Raw genomic sequence first — 25,097 nt, forward strand, 5'->3', positions numbered from 1 at the left:
CAGCGCTGGACGCGCGGGTCGGGCCGCTTCGCCTGGCCGGTGCGCGGGCAGGTGGTATCCACCTTCGGCCGCAAGGGCGGGGGGCTGGTGAATGACGGGGTGAACATCGCCGCGCCGCTCGGCACGCCGATCCGCGCGGCGCATGCCGGCACGGTCGTCTATGTCGGCAACGAGGTGCGCGGCTTCGGCAATCTGATCCTGGTGCGCGATGCCTCGGGCGTGGTCACGGCGTATGCGCATGCCGACGCGGTGGCGGTGCGCCAGGGGCAGAGCGTGCGCGAGGGGCAGGTGATCGGCCGGGTCGGCCGCACCGGCGCGGTGAGCGCGCCGCAGCTCCACTTCCAGGTGCGCCGCGACGGCCGCCCGGTCGATCCGATGCGCTATCTCGGCGGGCAGGTGGCGAATCAATGACACGCAACAAGATTGGATATAGCTGCTAATGGATAGGAGGGTTATACGACCGCTCTCCGCTCCTCGCCTGTTGTGACTCTGTGTTTGGTGTGCGTGGATCTAGATTGCATCTATGCAGGGGTGGTCTTTCTTTCATAGGAAAACATCGAGGATTGAATGCAAATATCCACAGTGTCAAGGAAAAGAGAAAGATGAGGCGCGTCTCCTCGCTTTTCATTTTGATCTGGTTCTGTTCATGCTCGATGGGTCAAATTCAGCCTGAATGGAATTCAGGTGACCTTAATATAGAAAGCAATGTAGTACTCATTCAGATAGCACTTCGTGCGTATGGTCACCTAAAAGCGTCCGTAGACGGACGGGTGGGACCATCGACACGACGCGCTGCCCGTGATTTTCGGAGATTTCGAAGTTTGGACGGAGATGATGAAATTGATGTCAGTCTTCTTGAGGCGCTTTATAAGAGTCCTGATTTCTACCAACCCATGCGCTATACTGAGGGAAGCACACTTCTTTGCTTTCGATGGGGAATATCCAATGTTCTCCTGTATGTTACAAACATTGGCACGATCACTTGTACTATCAAAGGGAGCCTTCCAACAAATGTGCATTTGATCAGCCAGGGTCACAAATTTTGCGAGGAAAGCATAAGGTTTAAAAGTATACCAATTAGATGCACTATGATATTTGATGGGCAGAAATTTGTTGATCTTAATCGGCTTATTTCGATGGTCAATGCCCCTTCGCCAGACGTCCCAGCACTTGTTGATACGTTTGATGCTAGGACCAGGCGCATCACAACAATTGAGGCAATACTCCGATCCGAGCCCGCCCTCTTTGATTTTTCAGGCTCAGTGCACATCGGTATCCCGCCCAAGCAAACTGAAAGCCCCGTACCTATCACAATCTTAAGATTAAATGGAAGGAGTCTTTGTCATGGAACGTCGCAGCATGTTGAAGAAAACACATTCAGATTCTTATTAAATTGCTTTGATAACTTGTATACTTTTTCTGGAGAGTCTCGCCTTGTTGGGTTTGTCGATGGCCCCGGTCAACTTCTCCCTGTCTACGAGGGTACGGTGAGTCATATGGGATCATGGGCTAGACTGCGGCCGCCACAGCATTTCTTTCCACTGTCGATCCGTTAGTCGCAGAATGTGCGACCGTCAAAGGCAAGGCAATTTCCTGGGACGGTTGTTCGCCCCCGGGCGGGGGGATGAACAGCGATCTGATTCTCGTGTTGAGGCGTCGGGACACTCCGCCTAAAGAATACAATTAATTGGCTTCTCGGCACTAGATTCTCAAGGCGGTTCATGAGAACAACGCTAACAATACCACTTTCCGGTAAACTCTGACTCTTCTCAAATGCTCTGATTGCACGGCTCGTTCGTGGCCCCATTATCCCATCTACTGGCCCAACATCAAACCCAAGGATGGCAAGGCTCGCCTGTAACCTTTCGATCACAGCACGGCCGACCGCATCCACAAGAGGGTCTTCCGCTGCGTCCGCGCGACGTGGGCGGCTCCCAATATCAGGACCCACGCTGCCGACTGGGGCCTTTGCCTGGGCGGCTTGGTGATCGACTGACGCTTTCGGCGGAGAAATCGCGACTCGGTTGGGGCTGCCTTGCAGGTGCGGTTCCATAGGAGAAGTCAGAGGAGGAGCCGCCGCTCTCGCGGAGCCATCGGGAGGGGCCACTGCCGTGGAAGGCGCGGGCGCGGGGGGCGGCGCTGTGGGCCGCACGGGTTCAGAGGACCTCACAGGTTCAGGCGGTACCACTCTGGGGTTAAACGGGCCACTGGTCACTTGAGAACCGACGGCGACTCCCGAGGGTGGTTCGGCCGGTCGTGCGGCGTGAGTGGGGGGGCCAGATGCGCGTTCAACCGGGTCCGGCAAAGTCGAACCGTTGCGGACGTCAGCGTCCTGGAAAAGGATAACAATGCCAATAACTGTACAGAAGAAAAACACAAAGAAAAGAAACCGTCCACTGCCGTCGGTATTGCCTCCTCCGTCATGCTTGACATCAGATCTACATGAACTTTTGGCACTTTTTATAAGGCCTGTAGGTGGTGATGTTCGCGTGCTTGATGTTTTTTCATTGTACGCAATATTGGTATTTTTTTGTATTGCGCCATGGTGCTGTGTATATTCGTTGCCGAGCCAATCCTCTTTCTGCTCTGACCAGCCCGTCTTGTTGCTATCTGAGTCGTGGTGCTGTGTATATTCGTTGCCGAGCCAATCCTCTTTGTGCTCTGACCAGCCCGTCTTGTTTCCGCTGTCGTCGTAATGCTGGGTATATTTGTTACCGAGCCAGTCTTCTTTTTCTTCTGACCACCCCATCACGACCCTCCTGTGCTCTGCCAAGGGATGCGGTACTGAGAAGAAATACGACAACTCTTGTTATCCGTCTTGTCTCCGACGTTGTCTGGCGAGCATTTATTCCTATCTCTAGTATGAGCTACCGTGAACCGATTCGCTACGCAATTCTTAGAGATCCCATTCATGCCGTTTTGCTTGGGACGACGCTAGGGGTAAGTGCCCCATTCGCGAAATGCCACGGTGCGCCGAGGAGGGAAGTAGGCTGGGAACTGTCAGATGGCCGGGCCAAACGACAGGGTCGTGGCACCCTCAGCCCCGCGCGTCGCGACGCGCCTGCGCCGCCTTGCCCCTCTGCGAGACGCTGCCGACGACGATCCCGGGCGGCCCCTGCCGCGACCGGCGGATGCCCTTGGCCGCCATGCCGCGCCCTGCCGCCATCCCGGCATCCGGGTGGTGCACCGGCGCCTCGCGCCGCCGCGCCATTGCCGCCTCCATCCGCGCCTGCATCGAGGCCCGCTTGCGCTCGGCCGAGAACCGGTCGAGCCGCGCGTTCACCCGCTTGAGCGCGCGGGCATAGACCTGCTTCTTGGCGGCAACGCCCCGCTCGCTGGCGGCGCCGGCCTCGGGGTTCCCGGCCTTGCCGCGGCGTGCCCGGCGGCGTCCGGCGATCACGCCGCGCGCCCGGTCGCGCGCCTCGCGCAGCCAGCGGGCGAGCGCGCGCAGCTCCTCCTCCGGCAGCGTCTCCACCTCGGGGTAGTGGCTTTTCACGATCTGGCCGTACTCGGCTTCGGACACGAGGCGGCGTTCGGTGGCGAAGCACTGGCCCATGGACTGGTCTCCGTGACGGCGGGGGGCGTCGCGATAGCATGTCCGCCGGGGTGGCGGATACCATCCTGCTCAGCCGATCCGAACGCCATGCCGGCCGGCGAGGTCCTGGATGAACTGCCAGGCGACGCGGCCCGAGCGCGACCCGCGCGTGACCGCCCACTCGGCCGCCTCCCTGCGGATCGTCTCGGGATCGACCGCGATGCCGTAGGCGCCGGCGTACCCTTCCACCATGGCGAAGTAGGTCTGCTGGTCGCAGTGGTGGAAGCCGAGCCAGAGGCCGAACCGGTCCGACAGGGACACCTTCTCCTCCACCGCCTCGCCCGGGTTGAGCGCCGAGGAGCGCTCGTTCTCGATCATGTCGCGCGAGAGCAGGTGGCGGCGGTTCGAGGTGGCGTAGAACAGCACGTTGCCCGGCCGCCCCTCGACCCCGCCCTCCAGCACGGCCTTGAGGCTCTTGTAGTCGCTCTCGCCGGCGTCGAAGGAAAGGTCGTCGCAGAACAGCAGGCAGCGCCGCGGCGCCTCGCGCAGCAGCCCCATCAGCGTCGGCAGGGAGCGGATGTCCTCGCGGTGGATCTCGATCAGCGCCACGCCGCCGGTGGCGCGGGTCTCGTCGTTGACCGAAGCGTGGATCGCCTTCACCAGCGAGGACTTGCCCATGCCGCGTGCCCCCCAGAGCAGGGCGTTGTTGGCGGGCAGGGCGGAAGCGAAGCGGCGCGTGTTCTCGAGCAGGATGTCGCGCTGGCGCTCAATGCCGCGCAGCAGGTCGAGCGGGATCGCGCTCACCTTCGGCACCGGCCAGAGCATCGCGCGCTCCGGGTGCCAGACGAAGGCATCCGCTGTGGCGAGGTCGGCGGGTGGTGGCGGCGGGGGCGCGAGCCGCTCCAGCGCGGTGGCGATGCGGGCGAGCAGGGCCGGGGTGTCGTGGCTGTCCATCATGGCCGCGGGGTGTCGTCGGCGCACGCGGCCGCGTCAAGACGGGCGGCTACATCGCCGCCGTGAACCCGCCATCGACGTAGAGGATCTGGCCCGAGACGTAGCTCGCGGCTGGCGAGGCGAGGAACACCGCCGCCCCGGCGATCTCGCCCGGCGCGGCCCAGCGCCCGGCCGGGGTGCGGTCGCAGACCCAGGCGTTGAAGGCCGCATCCTCGACCAGCGGCTTGTTCATCTCGGTCAGCACATAGCCCGGGCCGATCGCGTTCACGGTCACGCCGTGCTTCGCCCATTCGGTGGAGAGGCAGCGCGTCAGCGAGCGGATGCCGCCCTTGGCCGCGCCATAGGCGGGGATGTTGGCGCGGCCGAGCTCGGACAGCACCGAGGCGATGTTGATGATCCGCCCGCGCTTGCGCTCGATCATGCCGGGAGCGACCAGCTTGATCAGCCGGAACGCCGCGTTCAGGTGCGTCTCGATGATCGCGCTCCAGGCGTCGTCGGGGAACGTGACGGCGGGGGCGCGGTGCTGCTGGCCGGCGTTGTTCACCAGGATGTCGATTGGGCCGAGTGTGGCGAGCACCGCGCGCGCAGCCTCGGTGTCGGTGACGTCGAAGGGGGCGGGGCGGGTGGCGATGCCCTCGCGGCCGAGCGCCTCCGCCGTCGCCGCCACGGACTCGGGCGAGCGGCCGTTCAGCGCCACCTCGGCGCCGGCGAGCCCGAGCGCGCGCGCGATCGCGAAGCCGATGCCGCGCGTCGAGCCGGTGACGAGCGCGCGCTGGCCGCTGAGGTCGAAGCCGGGATGGGGCATGGTTCTGTCCTTGCTGCTGCGCGGGCAGCCTGCCATGCCTCCGCCGGATGTCGAGCGCGCTGCGACGTTCCGCAGGGCGATCGCCGGTGTCGGGACCGCTCCGCGAGCAGCGCCTTTCGCTTCCCCTCTCCACCCGCTTGCGGGGGGAGAGGCTGGGTGAGGGGGGTGCCGCCGCGCGACGATTGCCGGGCAGCCTGACGCGCGGATGCGGCAGCATCGAGTCCTCGCGCAGTCGGGCGAGACTGCGGCACATCCCCCCCTCACCCAACCCTCTCCCCCCGCGCGCGGGGGGAGAGGGAAGGCGGTCGGCCCGCGCGATCCGGCGGCGCCGTTACACAGACGGATCGATGTTGTGGTTCACCCGGAGCAGGTTCTGCGGATCGTACATGCGCTTCACCGCCACCAGCCGGTCCCAACTCGCGCCGTAGGACGCGCGCAGCCTGCCGGCAGCCTCGTCGTCGTGCAGGAAGTTCACATAGGCCCCGCCCGGATTGAACGCGTGCACCGCCTGCCAGTAGGCGCGGCCCCACGCCTTCAGCGCCTCGGCCTTCGACGGATCGGCGTCGATCGCCGCGATCACCATCGACCAGCGCGCCGCGCGCCCGGCCCACGGCGTCTCGGCCGGGGCGATGTCATGCGCCGCCCCATCGATCGGATAGAGATGCATTAGCGACAGCTCGCTCGGCGCGCGCGCGGCGTGGTGCAGATGCGTCTCGATCGCCGCATCCGAGAGCTCTGTGACGAAGTCGCCCTTCCAGTACCACTGCAAGCCCTTCGGCAGCAGCGGATCGAACAGCGACTGCACGGTGGGGAAGGGCATCTGCCCCATCCAGTCGAACAGCGGCGCGGGCAGCTCGTCGCGCACGCGCCGCATCGCCGCATCGCCCTCCTCCTGCGTGCCGTTCACGCAGGAGACCAGGCCGCAGACCGGCTTGCCCCAGTGCTCTTCCGGGAACGGCGCGGTCGAGGGCACGGTCTTCAGCCCGAAGAAGCTGGTGAGGGAGCGCGGCACGGTCGGCAGCCAGTCGCGGTACCAGCGCATGATGGTGCCGGCATGGGCGCGGTCCCAGATGATCGGCCCGGCATAGACCAAGCGCACGGGATGGGCGCGGAACAGGAAGCTCGTCACGACGCCGAAATTGCCGCCGCCGCCGCGCAGGCCCCAGAACAGGTCCGGGTGCTGCTCGGCGCTCGCGGTGACGAGCGTGCCGTCGGCGAGCACCACATCGGCCTCGATCAGGTTGTCGATCGTCAGCCCGTACTGGCGCGTCAGGTAGCCGTGCCCGCCGCCGAGCGTCAGCCCGGCGATGCCCGTGGTCGAGACCGCGCCCGAGGGCACCGCGAGCCCGAACGGGTGCGTGGCGTGATCGACGTCGCCCTGGGTGCAGCCCGCCTCCACGCGCACGGTGCGCGCGGCCGGATCGACGCGCACGCCCTTCATCGGCGAGAGGTCGATCACCAGGCCGTCGTCGCAGCTGCCGAGGCCGGGGCCGTTATGGCCGCCGCCACGGATCGCGAGCAGCAGCCCGTTCTCGCGCGCGAAGGTCACGGCGGCGATCACGTCGGCGACATTGACGCAGCGCGCGATCGCGAGGGGCCGCTTGTCGATCATGCCGTTGTACAGCGCGCGGGTGTCATCATAGCGCGGATCGCTCCGCCCGATCAGATCGCCGCGCAGGCGCGGCCGCAAAGTTTCCAGTGTGTCGATCAGCATGCTAGCCTCCTGGCGGTCATGGCCGGATGAGGCCCCGAAACTGCGCCTATGGCTGGGCGCGCGCCATGACGGGACATCCTGTTGCGTTGACGCTTCGTCCGGAACGCGGCGCCGCGTTGACGGCGCGTCCGGTCCGGTTGATCGGCCGTCTGTCGGGAGATCGTGCATGGACATTCTCTCCGAGGTGCTACGCGCGGTGCGGCTCGACGGCGCGCTGTTCTTCGACAGCGAGATGACCGCGCCATGGGTCGCGGAGGGGCCGCCCGTGGCCGATTTCGCGCAGCGCGTGATGCCGGGATCGGACCGGGTGATCTGCTTCCACGCCGTACTGGCGGGCGCGTGCTGGGCCGAGATGGACGACCACTCGCTGCCCCCGCTCCGGCTTGAGGGCGGGGACGTGCTGGTGGTGCCCGCAGGGATCGCGCACTCGCTGGCATCCACGCCGGGCATGCGCGGCGTGCGCGATCTCAGTCTTTACTGCCGGCCGAACGATCGCCCGCTCCCCTTCGTGCTGCGCGGCGGCGGGGGCGAGGCCGAGACGACCCGCTTCGTCTGCGGCTATCTCGGCTGCGACACGAAGCCGTTCAACCCGCTGCTCGACGCGCTGCCGACCATCATCCATGCCCAGGGGAGGGCGGGTGGGGCGGCCTGGATCACCCGGCTGATCGAGCTCGCGGTGCATGAGACCGAGACGCGGCGTGCGGGTGGCGAGATCGTGCTCGCGCGTCTGAGCGAACTGCTGTTCGTCGAGGTGATCCGCGGCTACCTGGAAGGGTTACCCGAGGAGTCGCGTGGCTGGCTCGCCGGCCTGCGCGACCGCCATGTCGGCGCCGCGCTGCGGCTGATCCACGGCCGGCCCGTGGAGCCCTGGACGCTCGAGGGGCTGGCGCGCGAGGTCGGGCTGTCGCGCACGGTGTTCGCCGAGCGCTTCGCGCAGTTCGTCGGCCTCGCGCCGATCCAGTATCTCGGTCGGTGGCGGTTGCAGCTCGCGGCACGGCTGCTGGAGCGGCCTGGCCTTGCGATCGCCCAGGTGGCGCGCGAGGTCGGCTATGAGTCCGAGGAGGCGTTCAACCGCGCCTTCAAGAAGGTGATGGGCATCCCGCCCGGTGCCTGGCGCCGCACCCGCGAGCCGCAGGAGCGGGCCAGCGCCGCCTGAACCCGCGCGCAATCTTCGCGCCCGTCTACGGCCGCACCCCGAGCCGCGCGGTCAGGAACCCGTGGAACGCGTCCACCTGCGCCGGATCGCCAGCGACGCGATAGCGCCGGCGCGACTGCATGATCAGCCAGAACGGCAGGAACAGAACGATGTACCAGAACGACGGCGGCGGTTCGCGCCGGTCGATCTTCAGCTCAACCCAGTCCTCGCGCCGCATCGCGCCGAGCCCGACGAAGAAGGCGCCGATCGCGATCAGGGCGAACCCGATCAGTGCCGCAACCGGACCGGCGAAGCCCGTGATCACGCCCGAGAGCACGAACACCAGGCCGAGTCCGATCCGGCCCAGGCCCCCCAGGCTGCGCCAGTCGGCGGTGCGCCGCCGTGCGCCGGTGATCTCGGTGTAGCGGATGTCGATCGCACGCCCCTCGCGCCAGCCGAACAGCCGCGTGCCGGTGGCCCAGATCACGAGCCCACCGAACTCGAAATGCGCCTCCACCGTCTCGCCGGGCTCGAGCGCGGCGGCGATCTCCGCGGGCAGATCCGGCGCAGGCGGCGGTGCCACGCGCGGCGTCGCGCGCTTCGCCGTGCCGTGCTTGCGCTTCGCGGTCACTGCCGCTGCCCCGCGTCAAGCCGGCCAGCGAGTTCGGTTCCCCGAACCCGGCGGTTGCCGCGCGCGTGGTCGGCAGCATTGCGGCCGCGCGCGTCGCGCAGCGCCGGGTCGGCGCCGGCATCGAGGAGCGCGCGCAGCACCGCCGGTTCGTTGTCCGCGGCGGCGATCATCAGCGGCGTCATCCCGGCCGGGTCCGTGGCGTCCGCATCGGCCCCGGCGGCGAGCAGGACGCGCACCACCTCCGCGCCGCCGCCGCGCGCCGCCACCATCAGCGCGGTCCAGCCACCGCGGGCGCGCGCCTCCAGCGTCGCACCCGCACCGACCAGCAGCCCGACCACCGCGGCGTCGCTGTGCCGGGCGGCGATGATCAGCGCGGTCGCACCGTCGCGGTCGCGCGCATCGACCGCCGCGCCGGCCTCGATCAGCGCCGCGACCGCAGCGGCGTCGTTGCGGCGCGCGGCGATCATCAGCGGGGTCCAGGCGCCCTCGGGACGCGCATCGACCGAGGCGCCGCCCGCGATCAGCGCGCGCAGCACCGCCGCGTCGTTGTGCCCGGCCGCGATCATCAGCGCGCTCGCGCCCCCCTGGTCGAGCGCGTCCACCTCCGCGCCGCCCTCGATCAGCGCGCGCACCACTTCGGCGGTGTTGTTGCGTGCGGCGATCATCAGCGCGGTGGCGCCGCCGAAGTCGCGCGCATGGATGTCGGCGCCGGCGGCGAGCAGCGCGCGCACCACCGCCGCGTCGTTGCGCGAGGCCGCGAGCATCAGCGGCGTGACCGCGCGCCGGTCGCCGATATTCACCTCCGCGCCGGCGATCAGCAGGGCACGCACGACCGGAAGGGTGTTGCGGGAGGCCGCGAACATCAGCGGCGTCTGCGCCTCGGCGTTCAGCGCATCGACGCGTGCCCCGGCCTGGAGTGCGGCCGCGACCGCGCCGGGATCGCCGGACCGGGCGGCCTCGAACAGCGCGTGGTCCGTCTGGTCGCAGCCTGCGGCGAGCAACAGGGCCGCGAGCAGGGCGTGGCGGAGGGCTGTGCCCATGCGGCCGTGCCGGGAATGATGCGGAGCCGGGCGCGTGGCGGACGCTCCCCGGCGCGCGGCCTCAGACCACCAGCACGGGGAAGGCGTGCTGGTGCACCAGCTTGTTGCTGACGCTGCCCAGCAGGAACTCGCCGAGCCGGCCGAGGCCGCGGCGCCCGACCACGACGATCGCCGGCTTCAGACCGTCCGCCACCTTGCCGATCTCCGGCACCACGGCGCCGCTGACGATCCGCTCCTCGATTTCCACCCCGTCGCCGACCGCTTTGCGCGCGGCCGCGAACACCTTCCCGGCAGCCTTGCGGCTCGCCTCCTCGAGCCCCTGAGGGCTGAGCACGGCGGGCTCGGCGAGCGCACCGGTGACGGAGTCGAGGCTGACGAACTCATGCGGCCCGGGCGCGGGGAACACGTAGAGCAGCGTCAGCGGCCGCTTCATCTCCCTCGCGAGTCCCGCTGCGACGGCGGCGGCACGGCCCGCGTCCTCGGAGCCGTCGACCGCGGCGATGATCCGGGTCGTCTGGGTCGGCATGCGTCATCCTCCCGAGCGGTGAAGCGGGGCGGCGGCCCCGCGGCGGAGCGGCATGGCGCTCACCGCCGCTCCGCCGCCTGCGGTGCGGGGTCGTCCGGCTGCACCTTGTCGGTCTCGGTGAGCTCCTCCGGCGAGGGCGACTCGTAGAGTCTGATCATCAGGCCGAGGGCGATGGCGATCGGCAATGCCCACCCCAGGAGGGCGATGAAGGTGCTGGTTCCCGCGCCCATGACGTGCCTCCTCTGTTCTCAGCCGCGCATGTGGTCGATCGAGGCCAGGGCGGTCTCGTCTCTGGGCTGCGGCGTGTAGCGCGGCGCGGTCGCCATCTGCGCCGGCCAGCACATGCTCCAGAGCAGGAACACGCCGGTGAGCCCGCCCAGGATCAGCCAGGTCCAGAGACCAGGCAGGCCGAAGACCACGCCGTCGAGGTAGTTGCCGAACTCGATGCCGGGCCCGACGAACATGATCCACCAGAACGGGATGTAGAACCACAGGAAGCGGCGCCACGCCTGGGCCTTCGGTTCGTAGAAGGCCGGATCGTGCCTGCGGTAGAACGAGTCCAGCCGCTGCATCCATTCCTCGTGCGTCCGGCTCGGCGAGGTGACGGTCGAGACCGCGCAGATCGTCAGCAGGTTGAAGATGATGCCCCAGCCGGCGGAATGGATGCTCAGCGTGTAGCGGTAGTCGACCCAGATGTAGCTCAGCGTGACGAAGATGATGCCCATGATCAGGCCGGCGAGGATGCCTTGCGGCGTCCAGCGCATCGGCCAGCCGCGGAAGCCGTAGCAGGTCACGATCAGCGCCGGGTAGAGCTGGAACCCGTAGGAGACCGCGAGCCCGCCCAGCATCACCATCAGGTCGCGCTGGGCGAAGGCGACGTAGAGCGCGCAGCCGAGCAGTACGAGGCAGAAGAAGCGCGACCAGTGCACCTGCGACTGTTCGGGGAAGACGTCGCGGATGCGCCGCGGCTCGCCCTGCGCGGTGACGTCGGCGCCGACCGCCGAGGCGGCGGCCGTGTCGCGCGCACGGCGCCGGGCGCGATGCAGCAGCGTCTCGCCGACGATGTTGCGCGTCGCGATCGCGGCGAAGGACGAGACATAGGGCCCGGCGGTGGACTGCGCGGCGGCCAGCAGGCCGATTGCGGCGAGCGGGATCAGCACCAGCGGCAGGTAGTTCAGCATCAGCATCGGCACCACGCCGTCCGAGCCTGCGCCCATCGCGCCGGCCGCGCGGATGAAGTTCACCAGCGCCGCACCGCCCCAGGTGCCCGGGTCCTGGTGCGCATGGATGCGCGCGCCCATGCCCTGCACCACCGACCACAGCACCAGCGTCGCGGTGACGACCGTGCCGATGCCGACGGTCACCTGCCAGGCGATCAGGCGCGCATGGCGCATGCTGTAGGCCCACATGGTGAAGGCGGGCGAGGCCTGGATACCGGCGAGCGCGAACATGTAGGTCAGCATCATGATGCCGGTCCAATGGACCATCGGGCCGATGCCGCCGACATCGCCGACCCAGTTCCAGCTCCACAGAACCCAGCCATGCGAGTGGGTGTAGTAGGTGTGCAGCGTCGTCACCTGGTCCATGAAGCTGGCCCAGCCGCCGAAGCCGTAGAGCACGGAGGCGCCGATCAGGGTGATGCCGCCGAACACGAGGAAATATTGCAGCGCGTCCACCCAGGCGATGGTGCGCAGCCCGCCGGCGCCGACATAGATCAGCATGATCAGCGCGAGCGCGACGGAGCCGATGATGAAGGGGAAGAATCCGCCGGTGATGACGGTGAACAGCAGGCCCGAGCCGATCAGCTGCACCGCTACGTAGAAGCAGCTGTAGAGGAACGAGACGACGACGATCGTCATCCCGAACAGGTTGGAGTCGAAGATGGTGCGGTACTGCTCGGGAGGCGTGATGAAGCCGTAGCGCCGGCCGAGCATCCACTGGCGCTTGAGGAACAGCGCGCCGGTGAACGGGATAGTGATGGCGTAGAGCCCGGCGAAGGCATAGGCGAGCCCGCCAGCATAGACCGTGCCGGGATGGCCCATATAGGTCCAGGCGCTGAAGGAGGTCACCGAGGCGGCGAGCAGGAACAGCCAGGGCGGCAGGGTGCGCCCGGAGATGCCCCATCCGGCGAGCGTGCGCGCCTGCCGGTAGCCAACGATGCTCCAGTAGATGCAGTAGGCCCAATAGAGCCCCACCGCGATCAACACGCCGGTGATCAACGGCCAGTTGTAGCCGGTCTCGGCCATGGTGGTAAGCCTCCTCCGAGCCTCCACCACGCCCCGCTTCCCCCGTTTCGGACGCGGGGTGGAAGAGGACACTGCAACGCTAGGCGACTTATTGGGGTGGACTTATTGGGGATCCTTGGCGATCCCGAGACTTCCGACCCCGGCGGAGGGTTGGACGTCGGTCCCACGCGCCGCCATCCCGACCCCGGAGTCATCTCCTGGTCATGCGTTTGTAACATAAGTGCCGTGCAGATCAAGAGCATCTTCACCGTTGGGGCGGGCACGGTGTGGATGCGCGGTGCCATGGTCGGCGCCCGGGCGCGGCCCTGGCACGGGCCCCTCGGCTCCCCCGGCATCGGCGCGCGGGAGGCCGGGCCCGCGGGGTATGAAGGGCAGGGGGCCGCTGCTATGGTCCGCGCCCTTTCCCGAGACATGGGCACGAGCGAGCGATGCTGATTTCTCCCGCCTATGCGCAGGCCGGCGACCCCACCGGCGGGCTGATGAGCCTGGCCCCGCTGATCCTGATCTTCGTCGTGTTCTACTTCATCCTGATCCGGCCGCAGCAGAAGAAGGCGCGCGAGCACCGCGAGATGCTGGGTCAGCTCCAGCGCGGCGACCGGGTGGTGACCGGTGGGGGCGTGTTCGGCACGGTGATCCGCGTCACCCCGGAGAGCGACGAGGTGATCGTCGAGGTCTCGAAGAACCCGCAGCTGCGCGTGACGGTGGTGAAGAGCACGATCCAGTCGGTGCTGCGCGAGCCCACAGAGCCGCCGAAGCCGGAGGACGCCGAACAGCCGCAGCCGCAGCGCCAGGGCAAGCGGCGCAAGGGCCGGCCCGAGGCCGAGGCCGCGCCGACGGAAGCGCCGGCCGAGGCCGCGGAGCCGCCGCCGGCCGAACAGGCTGAGCCGCCGCATCAGGCGCCACAGGAACCGAGCCCGGCCAACGATCAGACGCCGCCGCGCCAGGCCTGAGCGTGGCCGACCCCGCGGCGCCGGTGCTCCAGGGCTATGGGCCGGGCGGGTTCCGCATCTCGGGTGCGACCGTGGCGGGCTCGGTGATCCTGCTGCCGGACCGGATGCTGCCCTGGGCGGCCGGCTCGCTCGCCGAGGCCGACGCCGCGAGCCTCGGCCCCGTGATCGCGGCGGGCGCTGAGCTCGATCTGCTGGTGCTCGGTACCGGCCGGCGCTTCGCGCTCGCGCCCGCGGAGGTGGCGGCGGCACTGCGTGCGGTCCGCGTTGCCGTCGAGGCGATGGACACGGCCGCCGCCTGCCGCACCTACCCGACGCTTGCGGCGGAGGGTCGGCGCGTGGCCGCCGCCTTGATCGCGCTGTAGCTAGTGGGTGTGGCGGCCGTGGCCGCCATGGCCCTCCGGCCCCCGCGCGCCGGCGGCCAGCACCGGCACCTCGACCTCGACCTTGCCCGCCTTTTCGAAGGTGAGGCTCAGCCGGATCGTCTCGCCGCGCCTAAGGTCGCGCATGAGCCCGATCAGCATCACGTGCAGCCCGCCGGGCGCCAGCACCGACGGCTCGCCCGGATGCACCTCGATGCCGGCGACGGGGCGCATGCGCATCACACCCCCGTCGTGCAGATGCGCGTGCAGCTCCACCGTCTGCGCGACCGGGCTCGCCGCCGACACGAGCCGGTCCGGCGTCTCAGTGGGGTTCACCAGCGTCATGTAGGCCGCGCTCGTCCGCCCGGCGAGGGCCGCGCGCGCCCAGGGCTCCTGCACCTCGATGCGGTGATCGTGATGCGCGGCCGCGGGCGCGGCCACGGCGGCGAGGGCGAGCGCCAGAGCCGAACGGCGGGTGATCATGATCGTCTCTCCGGGAAGCGGTGGGGCGGCACGTGGCCGCCCCGGCTGGTTCAGGCCTTGGCCAGCAGGCTCTCGACATACTCCCAGTTCACCAGCTTCTCGAGGAAGTTGGTGAGGTAGTCGGGGCGGCGGTTGCGGAAGTCGAGGTAGTAGCTGTGCTCCCACACGTCGCAGCCGAGGATCGCGGTGCCCTGGCCCTCGGCGAGCGGGTTGGAGCCGTTCGGCGTCTTGGCGGTTGCGAGCTTGCCGTCCTTGCCGACCACGAGCCAGGCCCAACCCGAGCCGAACTGCGTCGCCCCGGCCTGCTTGAACGCGTCCTTGAACGCATCGACCGAGCCGAAGTCGGAAGCGATCTTCGCCTCCAGCTTGCCGGGCAGCTTGCCGCCGCCGTTCGGCTTCATGCAGGGCCAGAACAGGTTGTGGTTCCAGATCTGCCCGGCATTGTTGAACACGCCCGCCATCTCGGCCTTGCCGTGGGACAGCTTGACGATCTCCTCGAGCGACTTGCCCTGAAGGTTGGCGTCCTTCTCGACGAAACCGTTCAGCGCCGTGACATAGGCCTGGTGGTGCTTGCCGTGATGCAGCTCGAGCGTCTCCTGGCACATGCCCGAGGCGGCGAGGGCGTCATGCGCATAGGGCAGCGACGGCAGGGTGAAGGCCATGGCGTCTGTCTCCGCGGAATGGGGGTGAAGGCAGGCGGCAGGTAAGGCCCGTTGCGGGGGATCGTCAACCGGGCCGCGCCGTGCCACGTGACGCGCGATGCCGCCCCCGCTCTCGCCCTGCGGCGCGATCCTGCGCCGCGACGACCCGGACCGCTTCCTCTGCGCGCTGTTCGCGCCTGAGCCTGTGCGCGAGGCGCTGTTCACGCTCGGGGCGTTCAACGTGGCGCTGGCGGGGGTGCGCGACGCGGTGACCGAGCCGGCGCTCGGGCTGATCCGGCTGCAGTGGTGGCGCGAGGTGGTGGAGGAGGCATCGCACGGGCGCTTCCGCCGCCACGAGGTGGCCGAGCCGCTCGGCCGGCTGATCGCCGCGCGCGGGCTCGACCCCGCGCTGCTCGACGCCGTGATCACCGCGCGCGAGGCGGAACTCGCCGAGGAGGGGATCCCCGATCCGGCCGCGCTGGAGACCTATGCGTCGGCGAGCGCGGGCGGGCTGATGCGGCTCGCCCTCGGCGTGCTGGGGGCGGAGACGCCCGCTGGCGTGTCGGCCGCGCGGCATGGCGGCGCCGTGTACGGGCTCAGCGGCATCCTGCGCGCCGCTCCGGTGCTGGCGGCGCGCGGGCGCACGCTGCTGCCGCGCGCGCTGCTGCGCGCCGAGGGGGTGCGGCTGGCCGATCTGGCGCGCACGCCGGCCGGGGAGGGGGTGCGGCGGGTGGCGCGCGTGATCGCCGAGCTTGCCGAGAACCACGCGGTGACGCTGCGCGGGCTGCTGCCGGAGGTCCCGCGGGAGGCGCGCCCGGCGCTGCTGCCGGCGGCGCTCGGCGTGCGCACGCTGCGCCGGCTGCGCCGGGTTGGGTTCGATCCGGGGGATCCGCGCGTGGCGGGGCCGCTTCTGGGGGCGCAATGGGCGGTCGCGCGCATGGCCTGGACCGGGCGGGTGTGAGTGTCCCGATATCGGGCCCGTCTGGGCTGCCTGCGCGACCCTGACCCTTGCCCCTCCGCCGCGCGCTTTCTATAGCAGCCCCCGCCCTCCCTCGAACCCAACGGAGTGCCAGGTGGCCGTCACCGAAGCGCCTGCCGCCAACCCCGCGCTCGACACCATGCGCAACCTGCTCGCCGACACCGCCGGCCCGGAGCGCGCGATGGCCGACGCCATCCGCGCGCTCGCCATCGACGCCGTCGAGGCCGCGAAGTCCGGCCATCCCGGCATGCCCATGGGCATGGCCGACGTCGCCACCGTCCTCTGGACCCGGTTCCTGAAGTTCGACGCCGCCGATCCGCGCTGGCCGGACCGCGACCGCTTCGTGCTCTCCGCCGGGCACGGCTCGATGCTGCTCTACGCGCTGCTGCACCTCACCGGCCATGACGGCATGGAGATGGAGGAGCTGCGCGGCTTCCGCCAGCTCGGCAGCTGCACCGCCGGGCACCCCGAATACGGCGAACACCCCGCGATCGAGACGACCACCGGGCCCCTTGGCCAGGGCATCGCCACCGCCGTTGGCATGGCCATGGCCGAGCGCATGCTCGCCGCCCGGTTCGGCCGGTCGCTGGTTGACCATCGCACCTGGGTGATCGCCTCGGATGGCGACCTGATGGAGGGCGTCAGCCATGAGGCCGCCTCGCTTGCCGGGCACCTGCGGCTTGCCAAGCTGACCGTGCTCTATGACGACAACGCGATCTCGATCGACGGGCCGACCTCGCTCGCCTGCTCTGACGACGCGCTGAAGCGCTTCGCCGCCTATGGCTGGGCCACCAAGCGCATGGACGGGCACGACCCGGCCGAGATCGCCGCCGGCCTCTCCTATGCCGAGCGGTCCGGCAAGCCGACCCTGATCGCCTGCCGCACCATCATCGGCTTCGGCGCCCCCACCACGGCCGGCACGGCCGCGACCCACGGCGCGCCGCTTGGCGCCGAGGAAGCGGCTGCCGCCAAGCGCGCGCTCGGCTGGGATGCCCCCCCCTTCACCGTGCCGGCCGAGATCGCCCGCGCCTGGCAGGAGGCCGGACGGCGTGGTGCCAAGGAGCGCATGGCTTGGCTGCGCCGCTACCAGCGCTCGCCCCAGCATGCCGAGTTCGAGCGCGTCATCTCGGGCCGCCTGCCGGAGGGCTGGCGCGCCGCACTCGACGCCTGGAAGGAAGCCTGCGCCGCGGAGCAGCCGAAGCTTGCCACGCGCCAGTCCAGCCAGAAGGCGCTCGAGGCGCTCGCGCCGGCGGTCCCGGAGCTGGTCGGCGGCTCGGCGGACCTCACCGGGTCCAACCTGACCCATGTCAAGGCGATGGGCACGCTCAGCCGCGACAACTGGGCCGGACGGCACATCCATTTCGGCGTGCGCGAGCACGGCATGGGCGCGGCCCTGAACGGGATGGCGCTGCACGGGGGGCTCGTCCCCTATGGCGGCACCTTCCTGGTGTTCAGCGACTACATGCGTCCCGCGATCCGGCTTGCCGCGCTGATGCAGCAGCGGGTGGTCTACGTGTTCACCCACGACTCCATCGGCCTTGGCGAGGACGGGCCGACACATCAACCGGTCGAGCATCTCGCGGCCTTGCGTGCGATGCCGAACCTCTGCGTGTTCCGCCCGGCCGATGCGGTCGAGACCGCGGAATCCTGGGCGCTCGCCCTTGCCCGCACCGACGGGCCGTCGGCGCTGGCGCTCACCCGCCAGGCCCTGCCGACCGTGCGCACGGCCCACACGCCCGAGAACATGGTCGCGCGCGGCGGCTACGTGCTCGCCGATGCCGAGGGGCAGCGCAAGGCCACGCTGATCGCCTCGGGCAGCGAGGTCGCGATCGCCCTCGCCGCGCGGGAACTGCTGCAATCCCAGGGCGTCCCCACGGCCGTGGTGTCGATGCCCTGCTTCGAGCTGTTCTCCCGGCAGGAGGAGGCGTGGCAGGCCGTCGTGCTCGGCGGCGCGCTGCGCGTCGGCATCGAGGCGGCCTGCGGCTTCGGCTGGGAGCGCTGGCTCGGGCTCTCGGGGATCTTCGTCGGCATGACAGGGTTCGGTGCCTCGGGCCCCTACGAGAAGCTCTACCGGCACTTCGGCATCACGCCGGAGGCCGTGGCGGCCGCGGTGACGCGTCGCCTGTCGTGAATTCGGAGGAGGGAGACCAACCATGGCGGTGAAGGTTGCGATCAACGGCTTCGGCCGGATCGGACGGCTGGTGCTGCGCGCGATCGTCGAGTCCGGGCGCAGCGACGTCGAGTGCGTGCTGGTCAACGACCTCGGCTCGGTGGAGGCGAACGCGCACCTGTTCCGGTACGACTCCGTGCACGGCCGCTTCCCCGGCACGGTGGAGACCACGGCCGACAGCATGATCATCCGTCATGGCGGCCGCACGCTCGGCCCGATCACGGTGACGGCCGAGCGAGATCCCGGCAAGCTGCCGCTCAGGAATGTTGATGTGGCAATGGAGTGCACCGGAATCTTCACCTCGAAAGAGAAGGTCCAGCCGCTGCTCACGGCCGGTGCGCGCAAGGTGCTGATCTCGGCCCCGGGTGACGGCGCGGACGCCACCGTGGTCTACGGCGTGAACCACGACGTGATCACCAAGGACATGACGGTGGTGTCGAATGCCTCCTGCACGACCAACTGCCTGGCACCGATGGTGAAGGTGCTGCACGACGCCTTCGGGGTCGAGCGCGGCTACATGGTCACCATTCACGCCTACACGGGCGACCAGAACACGGTCGACACGCTGCACCGCGATTTGCATCGGGCGCGCGCCGCGGCGGTGAACATCATCCCGACCACCACGGGGGCCGCTCGCGCGGTCGGGCTTGTGCTGCCGGACCTCAAGGGCAAGCTGGACGGCACCGCCGTGCGCGTGCCGGTGCCGAACGTCTCGCTCGTGTCGCTGGACGCCAACCTGAAGCGGTCGGTCACCAAGGACGAGGTGAACGCGGCGATGAAGGCCGCCGCCGACGGCCCGATGAAGGGCATTCTCGAATACTCGACCGAGAAGCTGGTCTCCTCCGACTTCAACCACAGCCCCGCCTCCTGCACCTTCGACGCCACCCAGACGGCGGTGATCGAGGGCAGCCTCGTGCGCGTGATGGGCTGGTACGACAACGAGTGGGGCTTCTCGAACCGCATGACGGACACGGCGGTGCTGCTGGGCACGCTCTGATGCCGGGGTTCCGCACCCTCGACACGCTTGAGGCGCGCGGCAAGCGGGTGTTGCTGCGTGCTGACCTGAACGTGCCGATGCAGGACGGGAAAGTCAGCGATCTCACGCGGCTGGAGCGGTTGTCTTCCACCATTCGTGAGCTCGCCGAGAAGGGCGCGAAGGTAATCGTGCTGAGCCACTTCGACCGGCCGAAGGGCAAGCGCGTGCCGGAGATGTCGCTCAAGCCCGTGGCGGAGGCGCTGGGCCGCGTGCTCGGCCGCCCGGTCGGCTTCGCCGCGGACTGCATCGGCGCGCCGGCGGAGAAGGCCGTTGCTGGGATGCAGCCGGGCGACGTGCTCGTGCTGGAGAACACCCGCTTCCACGCCGGCGAGGAGAGGAATGAGCCCGCGCTGGCGGACGCGATCGCCAGGCTCGGTGACGCCTACGTGAACGATGCGTTCTCGGCCGCGCATCGCGCCCATGCCACCACCGAGGCGCTGGCGCACCGCCTGCCCCCCTATGCCGGGCGGCTGATGCAGGCCGAGCTCGAGGCACTGGAGCAGGCCCTGGGGAACCCGGCGCGCCCCGTGGCGGCGATCGTCGGCGGGTCGAAGGTCGGCACCAAGCTCGACCTGCTCGGCAACCTGGTCGCGCAGGTGAACCACTTGGTGATCGGCGGGGCGATGGCGAACACCTTCCTCGCCGCGCGCGGCGTCGCGGTCGGCAGGAGCCTCCAGGAGGCCGAGCTGCACGACACCGCCCGCGAGATCGAGGCCAAGGCCAAGGCGGCCGGCTGCGCGATCCTGCTGCCGGTGGACGCCGTGGTCGCGCGCGATCTGCGTGCCGGCGCGCCCTCCGAGACCGTGACGATCGATGCAGTGCCGGACGATGCGATGATTCTCGATGTCGGTCCGCTGACGACGGCCAGCGTCCTGGACCGGCTTGCGGCATGCCGCACGCTGGTGTGGAACGGCCCGCTCGGGGCCTTCGAGACCCCGCCCTTCGACGTCGCCACCGTGCGCGTCGCCAAGGGGGTCGCCTGGCTGACCAAGGCCGGCACGCTGCTGTCGGTCGCGGGCGGCGGCGACACAGTCGCGGCGCTGCGCCATGCCGGGGTGGCCGAGGACCTGACCTATGTCTCGGCCGCCGGCGGGGCGTTCCTGGAGTGGATGGAGGGCAAGACCCTGCCGGGGGTGGCGGCGCTGGCAGTCTGATGAACGTCTACGCCGATGACATCTGCGGTGTCTGGTGTCCGATCAGGTGGAAGCGGCCGGTCGTTGTAGAAGTCTGCACTTGAACTTCATCTGACGGTCGTCCGGCTTGGCGTGGCGGGTGTGGCCTCTGGCCGCCTACGGCTCCCGGCTGTAGCCGAGCACGCGGCACGCCGGCGTCACGTTGCCCAACTGCGCGGCCAGCTCCGGCAGGCCAGCCTTGGCGCGGTTCACCTTTCATTCGGTCTGGGTCATGGGGCCCTTCCATCGGGCCGGCCGGGGCGCTGCGCTTCGCCTGTGGCTCCGTGCCGCAGCCTCCATCCCCGCCGCTCATGCCAACCGTCCGTTCAGATCGAAACGTCTACACGCTCTGCCAGAGGCCGCGACGCTCGTGCACACCATCAGGACCGACGATCCGGCCGGGATCGAGGCGTACTGGCACCGTCGCTTCGCCAACAAGCGAGCCAGCGGCGAGTGGTTCAAGCTCAAGCCAGCCGATCTCGCCGCGTTCAAGCGGCGGAAGTACCAGTAGGCATGCGGCACTTCCCTCACCCTGACCCTCTCCCACTTGCGTGGGAGAGGGGACGCACGTCGCCACCGGGTTCCCTCTCCCGCGTGCGGGAGAGGGACAGGGTGAGGGCGCTCAGCGCAGCACCGCGATCGTCTTGCGCGTCACCAGCCCGACATCGATCTCGTAGCCGAGCCCCGGCGCCGTGGGCGCGTGCACGAGCCCGTTCGCGTCCACCACGATGTCCTGCACCAGCCCGTATTTCTGCGCCGCATCCGGCAGCAGCACCTCGAAGAACTCGGTGTTGCGGATCGCCATCGCGACATGAAGGTTGGCAACATTGTTCAGCGAGTTGCCGCCGTGGTGGATCTCGAAGTTCATCCGGAACGATTCCGCAAGGTGCGCCGCCTTCATCAGCGTCGTGATGCCGCCCTTCACCGCAACGTCGCCGCGCAGATAGTCGGTCGCGCGGGCAAGGATCCAGGGCGCGTAGCCGTCCAGCCCCGTGATCGGATACTCGGTCGCGAGCAGCGGAATGCGCAGCGCCTGCTTCAGCTTGGCGGAGTTGTAGATGTCCTGGTCCGACAGCGGGTCCTCGTACCAGTGGAAGCCAAGCGCCTCGATCGCACGGCCCACCCGCAGCGCGTCGGGGAAGTCGTAGCTCCAGGTCGCGTCCAGCATCAGCGTGTAGTCGTCGCCCACCGCGCGCCGCACGGCCTCGCACACGGCGATGTCCTCGGCACGGCGCGCGGGCGGATGGATCTTGTAGGCGGCCCAGTTGTTCGCCTTGAAGCCCTGCGCCTCCTCGGCATAGGCGGCGGGCGAGGCCAGCACGGCGGAGGAGGCATAGGCCGGCAGGCACTCGCGGAACGATCCGAGCAGCCGATGGATCGGCTGGCCCACTGCCTTGCCGGCGATGTCCCAGAGCGCGATGTCGGCTGCGCCGATCGTGCGCACCCCTGCGCTGCGCTGGCGCCGCCAGAGGTCGCGGTTGAGCAGTTCGCGGTCCAGCGGGTTCCGCCCCAGCAGGATCGGCTTCAGATGCGTGATCAGCGCCTGGCCGTCGCCGGTCGCCGGGTTCATGGCCGAGCCGAGGAAGGCGTGCCCGGTGATCCCCTGGTCGGTCTCGACGGCGAGCAGCCCGAGGGCAGACGAGCCGGAGAACTTTCCGGTGTGCGCGCCATAGACGGTCGGCGGGATGCCGTCCCAGGCGAACAGGGTCAGCGTGACGTCCGTGATGCGCATGCGGTCTCCTCCCTTTGGGGCCGCAGGGTTGCCGGTTTGCGCCCGCCGCGCTAGGTCCGGGCGTCCCCTTCTCTGGAGCCTCCCCGATGACCGAGACCGCCATCGCCGACATCGTCGCGCGCGAGATCCTCGATTCCCGCGGCAACCCGACCGTCGAGGTGGATGTGGTGCTCGACAACGGGGCGATGGGCCGGGCGGCCGTGCCCTCGGGCGCGTCGACCGGCGCGCACGAGGCGATCGAACTGCGCGACGGCGACACGGCGCGCTTCGGCGGCAAGGGGGTGCGCAGGGCGATCGACGCGGTCGAGGGCGAGATCTTCGATGCGCTCTCGGGGCTCGACGCGACCGAGCAGGTGAAGATCGACGAGCTGATGATCGATCTCGACGGCACGCCGAACAAGTCGCGCCTGGGGGCGAATGCGATCCTCGGCGTCAGCCTCGCGGTCGCCAAGGCGGCGGCCATGGCGCTGGGCATGCCGCTCTACCGCTATGTCGGCGGCACCATGGCGCGCACCCTGCCGGTGCCGCAGATGAACGTGATCAACGGCGGCGCGCATGCCGACAACCCGATCGACATCCAGGAGTTCATGATCCTGCCGGTCGGCGCCGGCACCATGGCGGACGCTGTGCGGATCGGCTCAGAGGTGTTCGCCATGCTGAAGAAGGAGCTCTCGGCGGCCGGTCATGCCACCAATGTCGGCGATGAAGGCGGGTTCGCGCCGAACCTGAAATCGGCCGACGAGGCGCTCGGCTTCCTCGCGCGTGCGATCGAGAAGGCGGGCTACCGTGCGGGCGAGGACGTGGTGTTCGCGCTCGACTGCGCCGCCACCGAGTTCTTCAAGGACGGCAAGTATGTCATGGAAGGCGAGGGCAAGACCTTCGACGCCGGCGGCATGACCGACTACCTCGCCGGGCTCTGCGCGAAGTACCCGATCGTCTCGATCGAGGACGGCTGCGCCGAGGATGACTGGGAGGGCTGGGCGCACCTGACGCGCACGCTCGGCGCAAAGGTGCAGCTCGTCGGCGATGACCTGTTCGTCACCAGCACCGACCGGCTGGCCCAGGGGATCGAGAAGGGCAGCGCCAACGCGATCCTGATCAAGGTGAACCAGATCGGCACGCTCACCGAGACGCTGGCTGCGGTCGAGATGGCGCACCGCGCGAACTGGCGCTGCGTGATGAGCCACCGCTCGGGCGAGACCGAGGACGCGACCATCGCCGATCTCGCAGTCGCAACCAATTGTGGGCAGATCAAGACCGGCAGCCTGTCGCGCTCGGACCGCACCGCGAAATACAACCAGCTCGTGCGGATCGAGGCGATGCTGGGCGAGGCCGGCCGCTACGGCGGCCGCCGTGTGGTGATGCGAAGCTGAGGACAACTCGGCTCTTGCGCCGACGCGGCGGGAGATGATTCCCTGTCACGGATGTCCGTCGCCGCCGAACTGAAGCGCCGCGCGCTCGCCGCCGTGCCGCCCGTGCTGGGACTGGCGCTCGTGGGCTTCTTCGCCTGGCACACGCTGCACGGCAGCCGCGGCCTGATCGCGCTCGGCGCGATCCAGGAGCAGATCGCGCTGGCCGAGGGTGAGGTCGCGCGGCTCGATCGCGAGCGGCTGCGGATGGAGCGCAAGGTCAATGCGCTGCGGGTCGAGCATCTCGACGGCGACGCGCTGGACGAGCGCGTGCGGCTGATGCTGAACATGGCGGCGCCCGACGACATCGTGCTGCCCTACGGCCCGAACGAGCGGCTCTACTGAGCCGGGGCGCGGCGCAGCGCTCCCGCCGGCGAGGCGAGGATCACGACCAGCGAGGCGGTGAAGGCGGCAAGCGCGAGCGCGAGTGTCGCTTCGATGCCGCCAGCCGCGCTCAGCGCCGCGCCGGCCAGCGCGCCGAGCGGGCGCACGCCGAACACGCTCACCTGCATCACCGCCGCGACCTGGCCGCGCTGATCCGGCCGCGTGACGGATTGCAGCAACCCGGTGCGCGCGACCATCCACAGCATCGGCCCGAGGCCGAGCAGGAACTGTCCGGCGGCGAGGGCCACCGCCTGAGGCGCGGCCGCGATCAGCGCGGCGCCCAGGATCGACGACGCAGGCCCGAACACCAGCACCGCACCCGGGGCGGCACGCGCCAGCACGCGGGGCGCGGCCAGCGCGCCCAGGATCAGCCCCGCGCCGTAGCCGGACAGCACCGCACCGATCGTCGCGGACGAGAGCCCGCGCGCGGCTGCAAGCGGCACGAACACGCCGGCGAGCGCGAAGAAACCGAAATTCCACGCGACCGCGCAGCAGGCGACCGCACGCAGCCGCGCCTCCGACCAGATGCTCGCGGCCGCGTCGCGCAGCCCGGTCGACGGCGCGGCGTGGCCGACCGGCCGCGCGTCGTCGTCCGGCAGTCGAGACGCTGCCGGCGTGACCAGCAGGATCACAGCCGCCGCCGCGGCGAAGGGCAGACGGGCGTCGAGCCCCACCAGCAGCCCGGCGCAGAGCGGCGCGCCGAGGCTCGCGGCCGCGCGGGCCAGCTCGACCCGCGCATTGGCGCGCGCAAGCGGCGGCGGCGCCAGGCGCGGCACCGCGGCGACCGTGGCGATCGCGACCGCCGCCGCCGCGCCGGCGACGGCGAAGCCGGAGAGCGCCGTCATCGCGACGGCCTCGACGCCGGCGGAAGCGGCGCCGACCGCCAGCCCGGCAAGCGACAGCATCAGCGCGCGCAGCACCAGCGCCCGGGTCGCAAGCCGGTCAGCCCATCGCCCCGCTGGCAGCGACACCAGCAGCCAGGCGGAGGACTGCACCCCGACCAGCACCCCGACCACGCCCGGCCCGTGGCCGAGCAGTACGGCGAGCAGCGGCAGGGCGGCGAAGACGAGCTGGTCCGCCGCGTGGGCGGCGAAGGCAGCGGCGGTGAGGCGGTGCAGCGGCGCGGACGCGGACATGGCGCGACCCTGGCCCGGATCATCACTGCGCCGCGCGCCGCCGATTGCGGTCTAACCGGC

The 25,097-nt window shown here is 69.6% G+C and carries 26 protein-coding genes; 12 read left to right on the plus strand and 14 right to left on the minus strand.

Going from position 1 to position 25,097, the window contains the following annotated elements; translation table 11 throughout:
* Both ACTIFU_RS05730 and ACTIFU_RS05735 read left to right on the plus strand, forming a co-directional pair.
* Positions 1 to 411: murein hydrolase activator EnvC family protein (locus tag ACTIFU_RS05730; RefSeq protein WP_439577331.1), on the plus strand; the 411-nt coding region annotated here is incomplete at its 5' end.
* A gap of 242 nt (positions 412 to 653) precedes the next feature.
* Positions 654 to 1,556: a peptidoglycan-binding protein gene (locus ACTIFU_RS05735; protein ID WP_439577374.1), complete on the plus strand. Its 903-nt coding sequence runs from the start codon at positions 654 to 656 to the stop codon at positions 1,554 to 1,556.
* Here ACTIFU_RS05735 and ACTIFU_RS05740 read toward each other — a convergent pair.
* The 5 genes from ACTIFU_RS05740 to ACTIFU_RS05760 all read right to left on the minus strand — a co-directional run bounded on the left by ACTIFU_RS05740 (position 1,553) and on the right by ACTIFU_RS05760 (position 7,008).
* Positions 1,553 to 2,749, minus strand: a complete 1,197-nt coding sequence (locus ACTIFU_RS05740) for a peptidoglycan-binding domain-containing protein (protein WP_439577375.1) — start codon at positions 2,747 to 2,749, stop codon at positions 1,553 to 1,555. The genes ACTIFU_RS05735 and ACTIFU_RS05740 overlap by 4 nt on opposite strands.
* Positions 2,750 to 3,037: 288 nt before the next feature.
* Positions 3,038 to 3,556 (minus strand): hypothetical protein, encoded by a 519-nt coding sequence (locus ACTIFU_RS05745; RefSeq protein ID WP_439577332.1) that lies wholly within the window; start codon positions 3,554 to 3,556, stop codon positions 3,038 to 3,040.
* Between the two features lie 69 nt (positions 3,557 to 3,625).
* The gene (locus ACTIFU_RS05750; protein WP_439577376.1) at positions 3,626 to 4,492 is read right to left on the minus strand and encodes an ATP-binding protein; all 867 of its coding nucleotides are present in this window, start codon (positions 4,490 to 4,492) and stop codon (positions 3,626 to 3,628) included.
* A 46-nt stretch (positions 4,493 to 4,538) separates the two neighbouring features.
* Entirely contained in the window at positions 4,539 to 5,294 is a 756-nt protein-coding gene (locus ACTIFU_RS05755; protein ID WP_439577333.1) for an SDR family oxidoreductase, read from the minus strand.
* Positions 5,295 to 5,625: 331 nt separating this feature from the next.
* Positions 5,626 to 7,008, minus strand: coding sequence for an FAD-binding oxidoreductase (locus ACTIFU_RS05760; protein WP_439577334.1), 1,383 nt, complete (start codon positions 7,006 to 7,008; stop codon positions 5,626 to 5,628).
* Positions 7,009 to 7,174: 166 nt separating this feature from the next.
* Here ACTIFU_RS05760 and ACTIFU_RS05765 point away from each other — a divergent pair, with 166 nt between their 5' ends.
* Positions 7,175 to 8,164: an AraC family transcriptional regulator gene (locus ACTIFU_RS05765; RefSeq protein WP_439577335.1), complete on the plus strand. Its 990-nt coding sequence runs from the start codon at positions 7,175 to 7,177 to the stop codon at positions 8,162 to 8,164.
* Positions 8,165 to 8,189: 25 nt separating this feature from the next.
* Here the strand turns inward: ACTIFU_RS05765 and ACTIFU_RS05770 are convergent, their stop codons facing one another.
* The 5 genes from ACTIFU_RS05770 to ACTIFU_RS05790 form a co-directional block, all read right to left on the minus strand.
* Positions 8,190 to 8,774, minus strand: a complete 585-nt coding sequence (locus ACTIFU_RS05770; RefSeq protein WP_439577336.1) for a hypothetical protein — start codon at positions 8,772 to 8,774, stop codon at positions 8,190 to 8,192.
* Positions 8,771 to 9,814: an ankyrin repeat domain-containing protein gene (locus ACTIFU_RS05775; protein ID WP_439577337.1), complete on the minus strand. Its 1,044-nt coding sequence runs from the start codon at positions 9,812 to 9,814 to the stop codon at positions 8,771 to 8,773. Before ACTIFU_RS05775 ends, ACTIFU_RS05770 begins: the two co-directional genes overlap by 4 nt.
* Positions 9,815 to 9,875: 61 nt before the next feature.
* Positions 9,876 to 10,340, minus strand: a complete 465-nt coding sequence (locus ACTIFU_RS05780; RefSeq protein ID WP_439577338.1) for a universal stress protein — start codon at positions 10,338 to 10,340, stop codon at positions 9,876 to 9,878.
* 59 nt (positions 10,341 to 10,399) lie between these two features.
* Positions 10,400 to 10,570 carry a hypothetical protein gene (locus tag ACTIFU_RS05785; protein ID WP_439577339.1) on the minus strand — a complete coding sequence of 57 codons (171 nt, stop codon included), beginning with the start codon at positions 10,568 to 10,570 and terminating at the stop codon, positions 10,400 to 10,402.
* 18 nt (positions 10,571 to 10,588) lie between these two features.
* Positions 10,589 to 12,586, minus strand: coding sequence for a sodium:solute symporter family protein (locus ACTIFU_RS05790; RefSeq protein WP_439577340.1), 1,998 nt, complete (start codon positions 12,584 to 12,586; stop codon positions 10,589 to 10,591).
* A gap of 428 nt (positions 12,587 to 13,014) precedes the next feature.
* Here ACTIFU_RS05790 and yajC point away from each other — a divergent pair, with 428 nt between their 5' ends.
* Together yajC and ACTIFU_RS05800 are read left to right on the plus strand one after the other, a co-directional pair.
* Entirely contained in the window at positions 13,015 to 13,536 is a 522-nt protein-coding gene (yajC, locus tag ACTIFU_RS05795) for a preprotein translocase subunit YajC (protein ID WP_439577341.1), read from the plus strand.
* A gap of 2 nt (positions 13,537 to 13,538) precedes the next feature.
* On the plus strand, positions 13,539 to 13,898 hold the full coding sequence (locus ACTIFU_RS05800) for an Mth938-like domain-containing protein (protein ID WP_439577342.1): 360 nt from the start codon (positions 13,539 to 13,541) through the stop codon (positions 13,896 to 13,898).
* On the opposite strand, the gene ACTIFU_RS05805 is transcribed toward ACTIFU_RS05800, so the two are convergent.
* Positions 13,899 to 14,378 carry a copper chaperone PCu(A)C gene (locus tag ACTIFU_RS05805; protein ID WP_439577343.1) on the minus strand — a complete coding sequence of 160 codons (480 nt, stop codon included), beginning with the start codon at positions 14,376 to 14,378 and terminating at the stop codon, positions 13,899 to 13,901. It lies immediately after the preceding gene.
* Between the two features lie 50 nt (positions 14,379 to 14,428).
* On the minus strand, positions 14,429 to 15,040 hold the full coding sequence (locus ACTIFU_RS05810) for a superoxide dismutase (protein ID WP_439577344.1): 612 nt from the start codon (positions 15,038 to 15,040) through the stop codon (positions 14,429 to 14,431).
* 97 nt (positions 15,041 to 15,137) lie between these two features.
* Here ACTIFU_RS05810 and ACTIFU_RS05815 point away from each other — a divergent pair, with 97 nt between their 5' ends.
* The 5 genes from ACTIFU_RS05815 to ACTIFU_RS05835 all read left to right on the plus strand — a co-directional run bounded on the left by ACTIFU_RS05815 (position 15,138) and on the right by ACTIFU_RS05835 (position 20,887).
* Positions 15,138 to 15,980, plus strand: a complete 843-nt coding sequence (locus ACTIFU_RS05815; RefSeq protein WP_439577345.1) for a phytoene/squalene synthase family protein — start codon at positions 15,138 to 15,140, stop codon at positions 15,978 to 15,980.
* Positions 15,981 to 16,092: 112 nt separating this feature from the next.
* Positions 16,093 to 18,129 carry a transketolase gene (gene tkt, locus ACTIFU_RS05820; RefSeq protein WP_439577346.1) on the plus strand — a complete coding sequence of 679 codons (2,037 nt, stop codon included), beginning with the start codon at positions 16,093 to 16,095 and terminating at the stop codon, positions 18,127 to 18,129.
* Between the two features lie 22 nt (positions 18,130 to 18,151).
* Positions 18,152 to 19,165, plus strand: coding sequence for a type I glyceraldehyde-3-phosphate dehydrogenase (gene gap, locus ACTIFU_RS05825; RefSeq protein ID WP_439577347.1), 1,014 nt, complete (start codon positions 18,152 to 18,154; stop codon positions 19,163 to 19,165).
* Complete coding sequence (locus ACTIFU_RS05830) at positions 19,165 to 20,358, plus strand: phosphoglycerate kinase (RefSeq protein WP_439577348.1); 1,194 nt, start codon at positions 19,165 to 19,167, stop codon at positions 20,356 to 20,358. Before gap ends, ACTIFU_RS05830 begins: the two co-directional genes overlap by 1 nt.
* A gap of 250 nt (positions 20,359 to 20,608) precedes the next feature.
* Complete coding sequence (locus ACTIFU_RS05835; protein ID WP_439577377.1) at positions 20,609 to 20,887, plus strand: GIY-YIG nuclease family protein; 279 nt, start codon at positions 20,609 to 20,611, stop codon at positions 20,885 to 20,887.
* 111 nt (positions 20,888 to 20,998) lie between these two features.
* Here the strand turns inward: ACTIFU_RS05835 and ACTIFU_RS05840 are convergent, their stop codons facing one another.
* A complete protein-coding gene (locus ACTIFU_RS05840; RefSeq protein WP_439577349.1) occupies positions 20,999 to 22,108 on the minus strand; it encodes an enolase C-terminal domain-like protein in 1,110 nt (369 codons plus the stop codon).
* An 86-nt stretch (positions 22,109 to 22,194) separates the two neighbouring features.
* Between ACTIFU_RS05840 and eno the strand changes: the two genes are divergently transcribed.
* On the plus strand, positions 22,195 to 23,481 hold the full coding sequence (gene eno / locus ACTIFU_RS05845; protein ID WP_439577350.1) for a phosphopyruvate hydratase: 1,287 nt from the start codon (positions 22,195 to 22,197) through the stop codon (positions 23,479 to 23,481).
* A 51-nt stretch (positions 23,482 to 23,532) separates the two neighbouring features.
* Positions 23,533 to 23,862 (plus strand): FtsB family cell division protein, encoded by a 330-nt coding sequence (locus ACTIFU_RS05850; protein ID WP_439577351.1) that lies wholly within the window; start codon positions 23,533 to 23,535, stop codon positions 23,860 to 23,862.
* Here the strand turns inward: ACTIFU_RS05850 and ACTIFU_RS05855 are convergent.
* Positions 23,856 to 25,037: an MFS transporter gene (locus ACTIFU_RS05855; RefSeq protein ID WP_439577352.1), complete on the minus strand. Its 1,182-nt coding sequence runs from the start codon at positions 25,035 to 25,037 to the stop codon at positions 23,856 to 23,858. The genes ACTIFU_RS05850 and ACTIFU_RS05855 overlap by 7 nt on opposite strands.
* Positions 25,038 to 25,097: the final 60 nt, after the last annotated feature.

The sequence above is a fragment of the Elioraea sp. genome (assembly GCF_051860475.1).
Taxonomy (GTDB): domain Bacteria; phylum Pseudomonadota; class Alphaproteobacteria; order Acetobacterales; family Acetobacteraceae; genus Elioraea.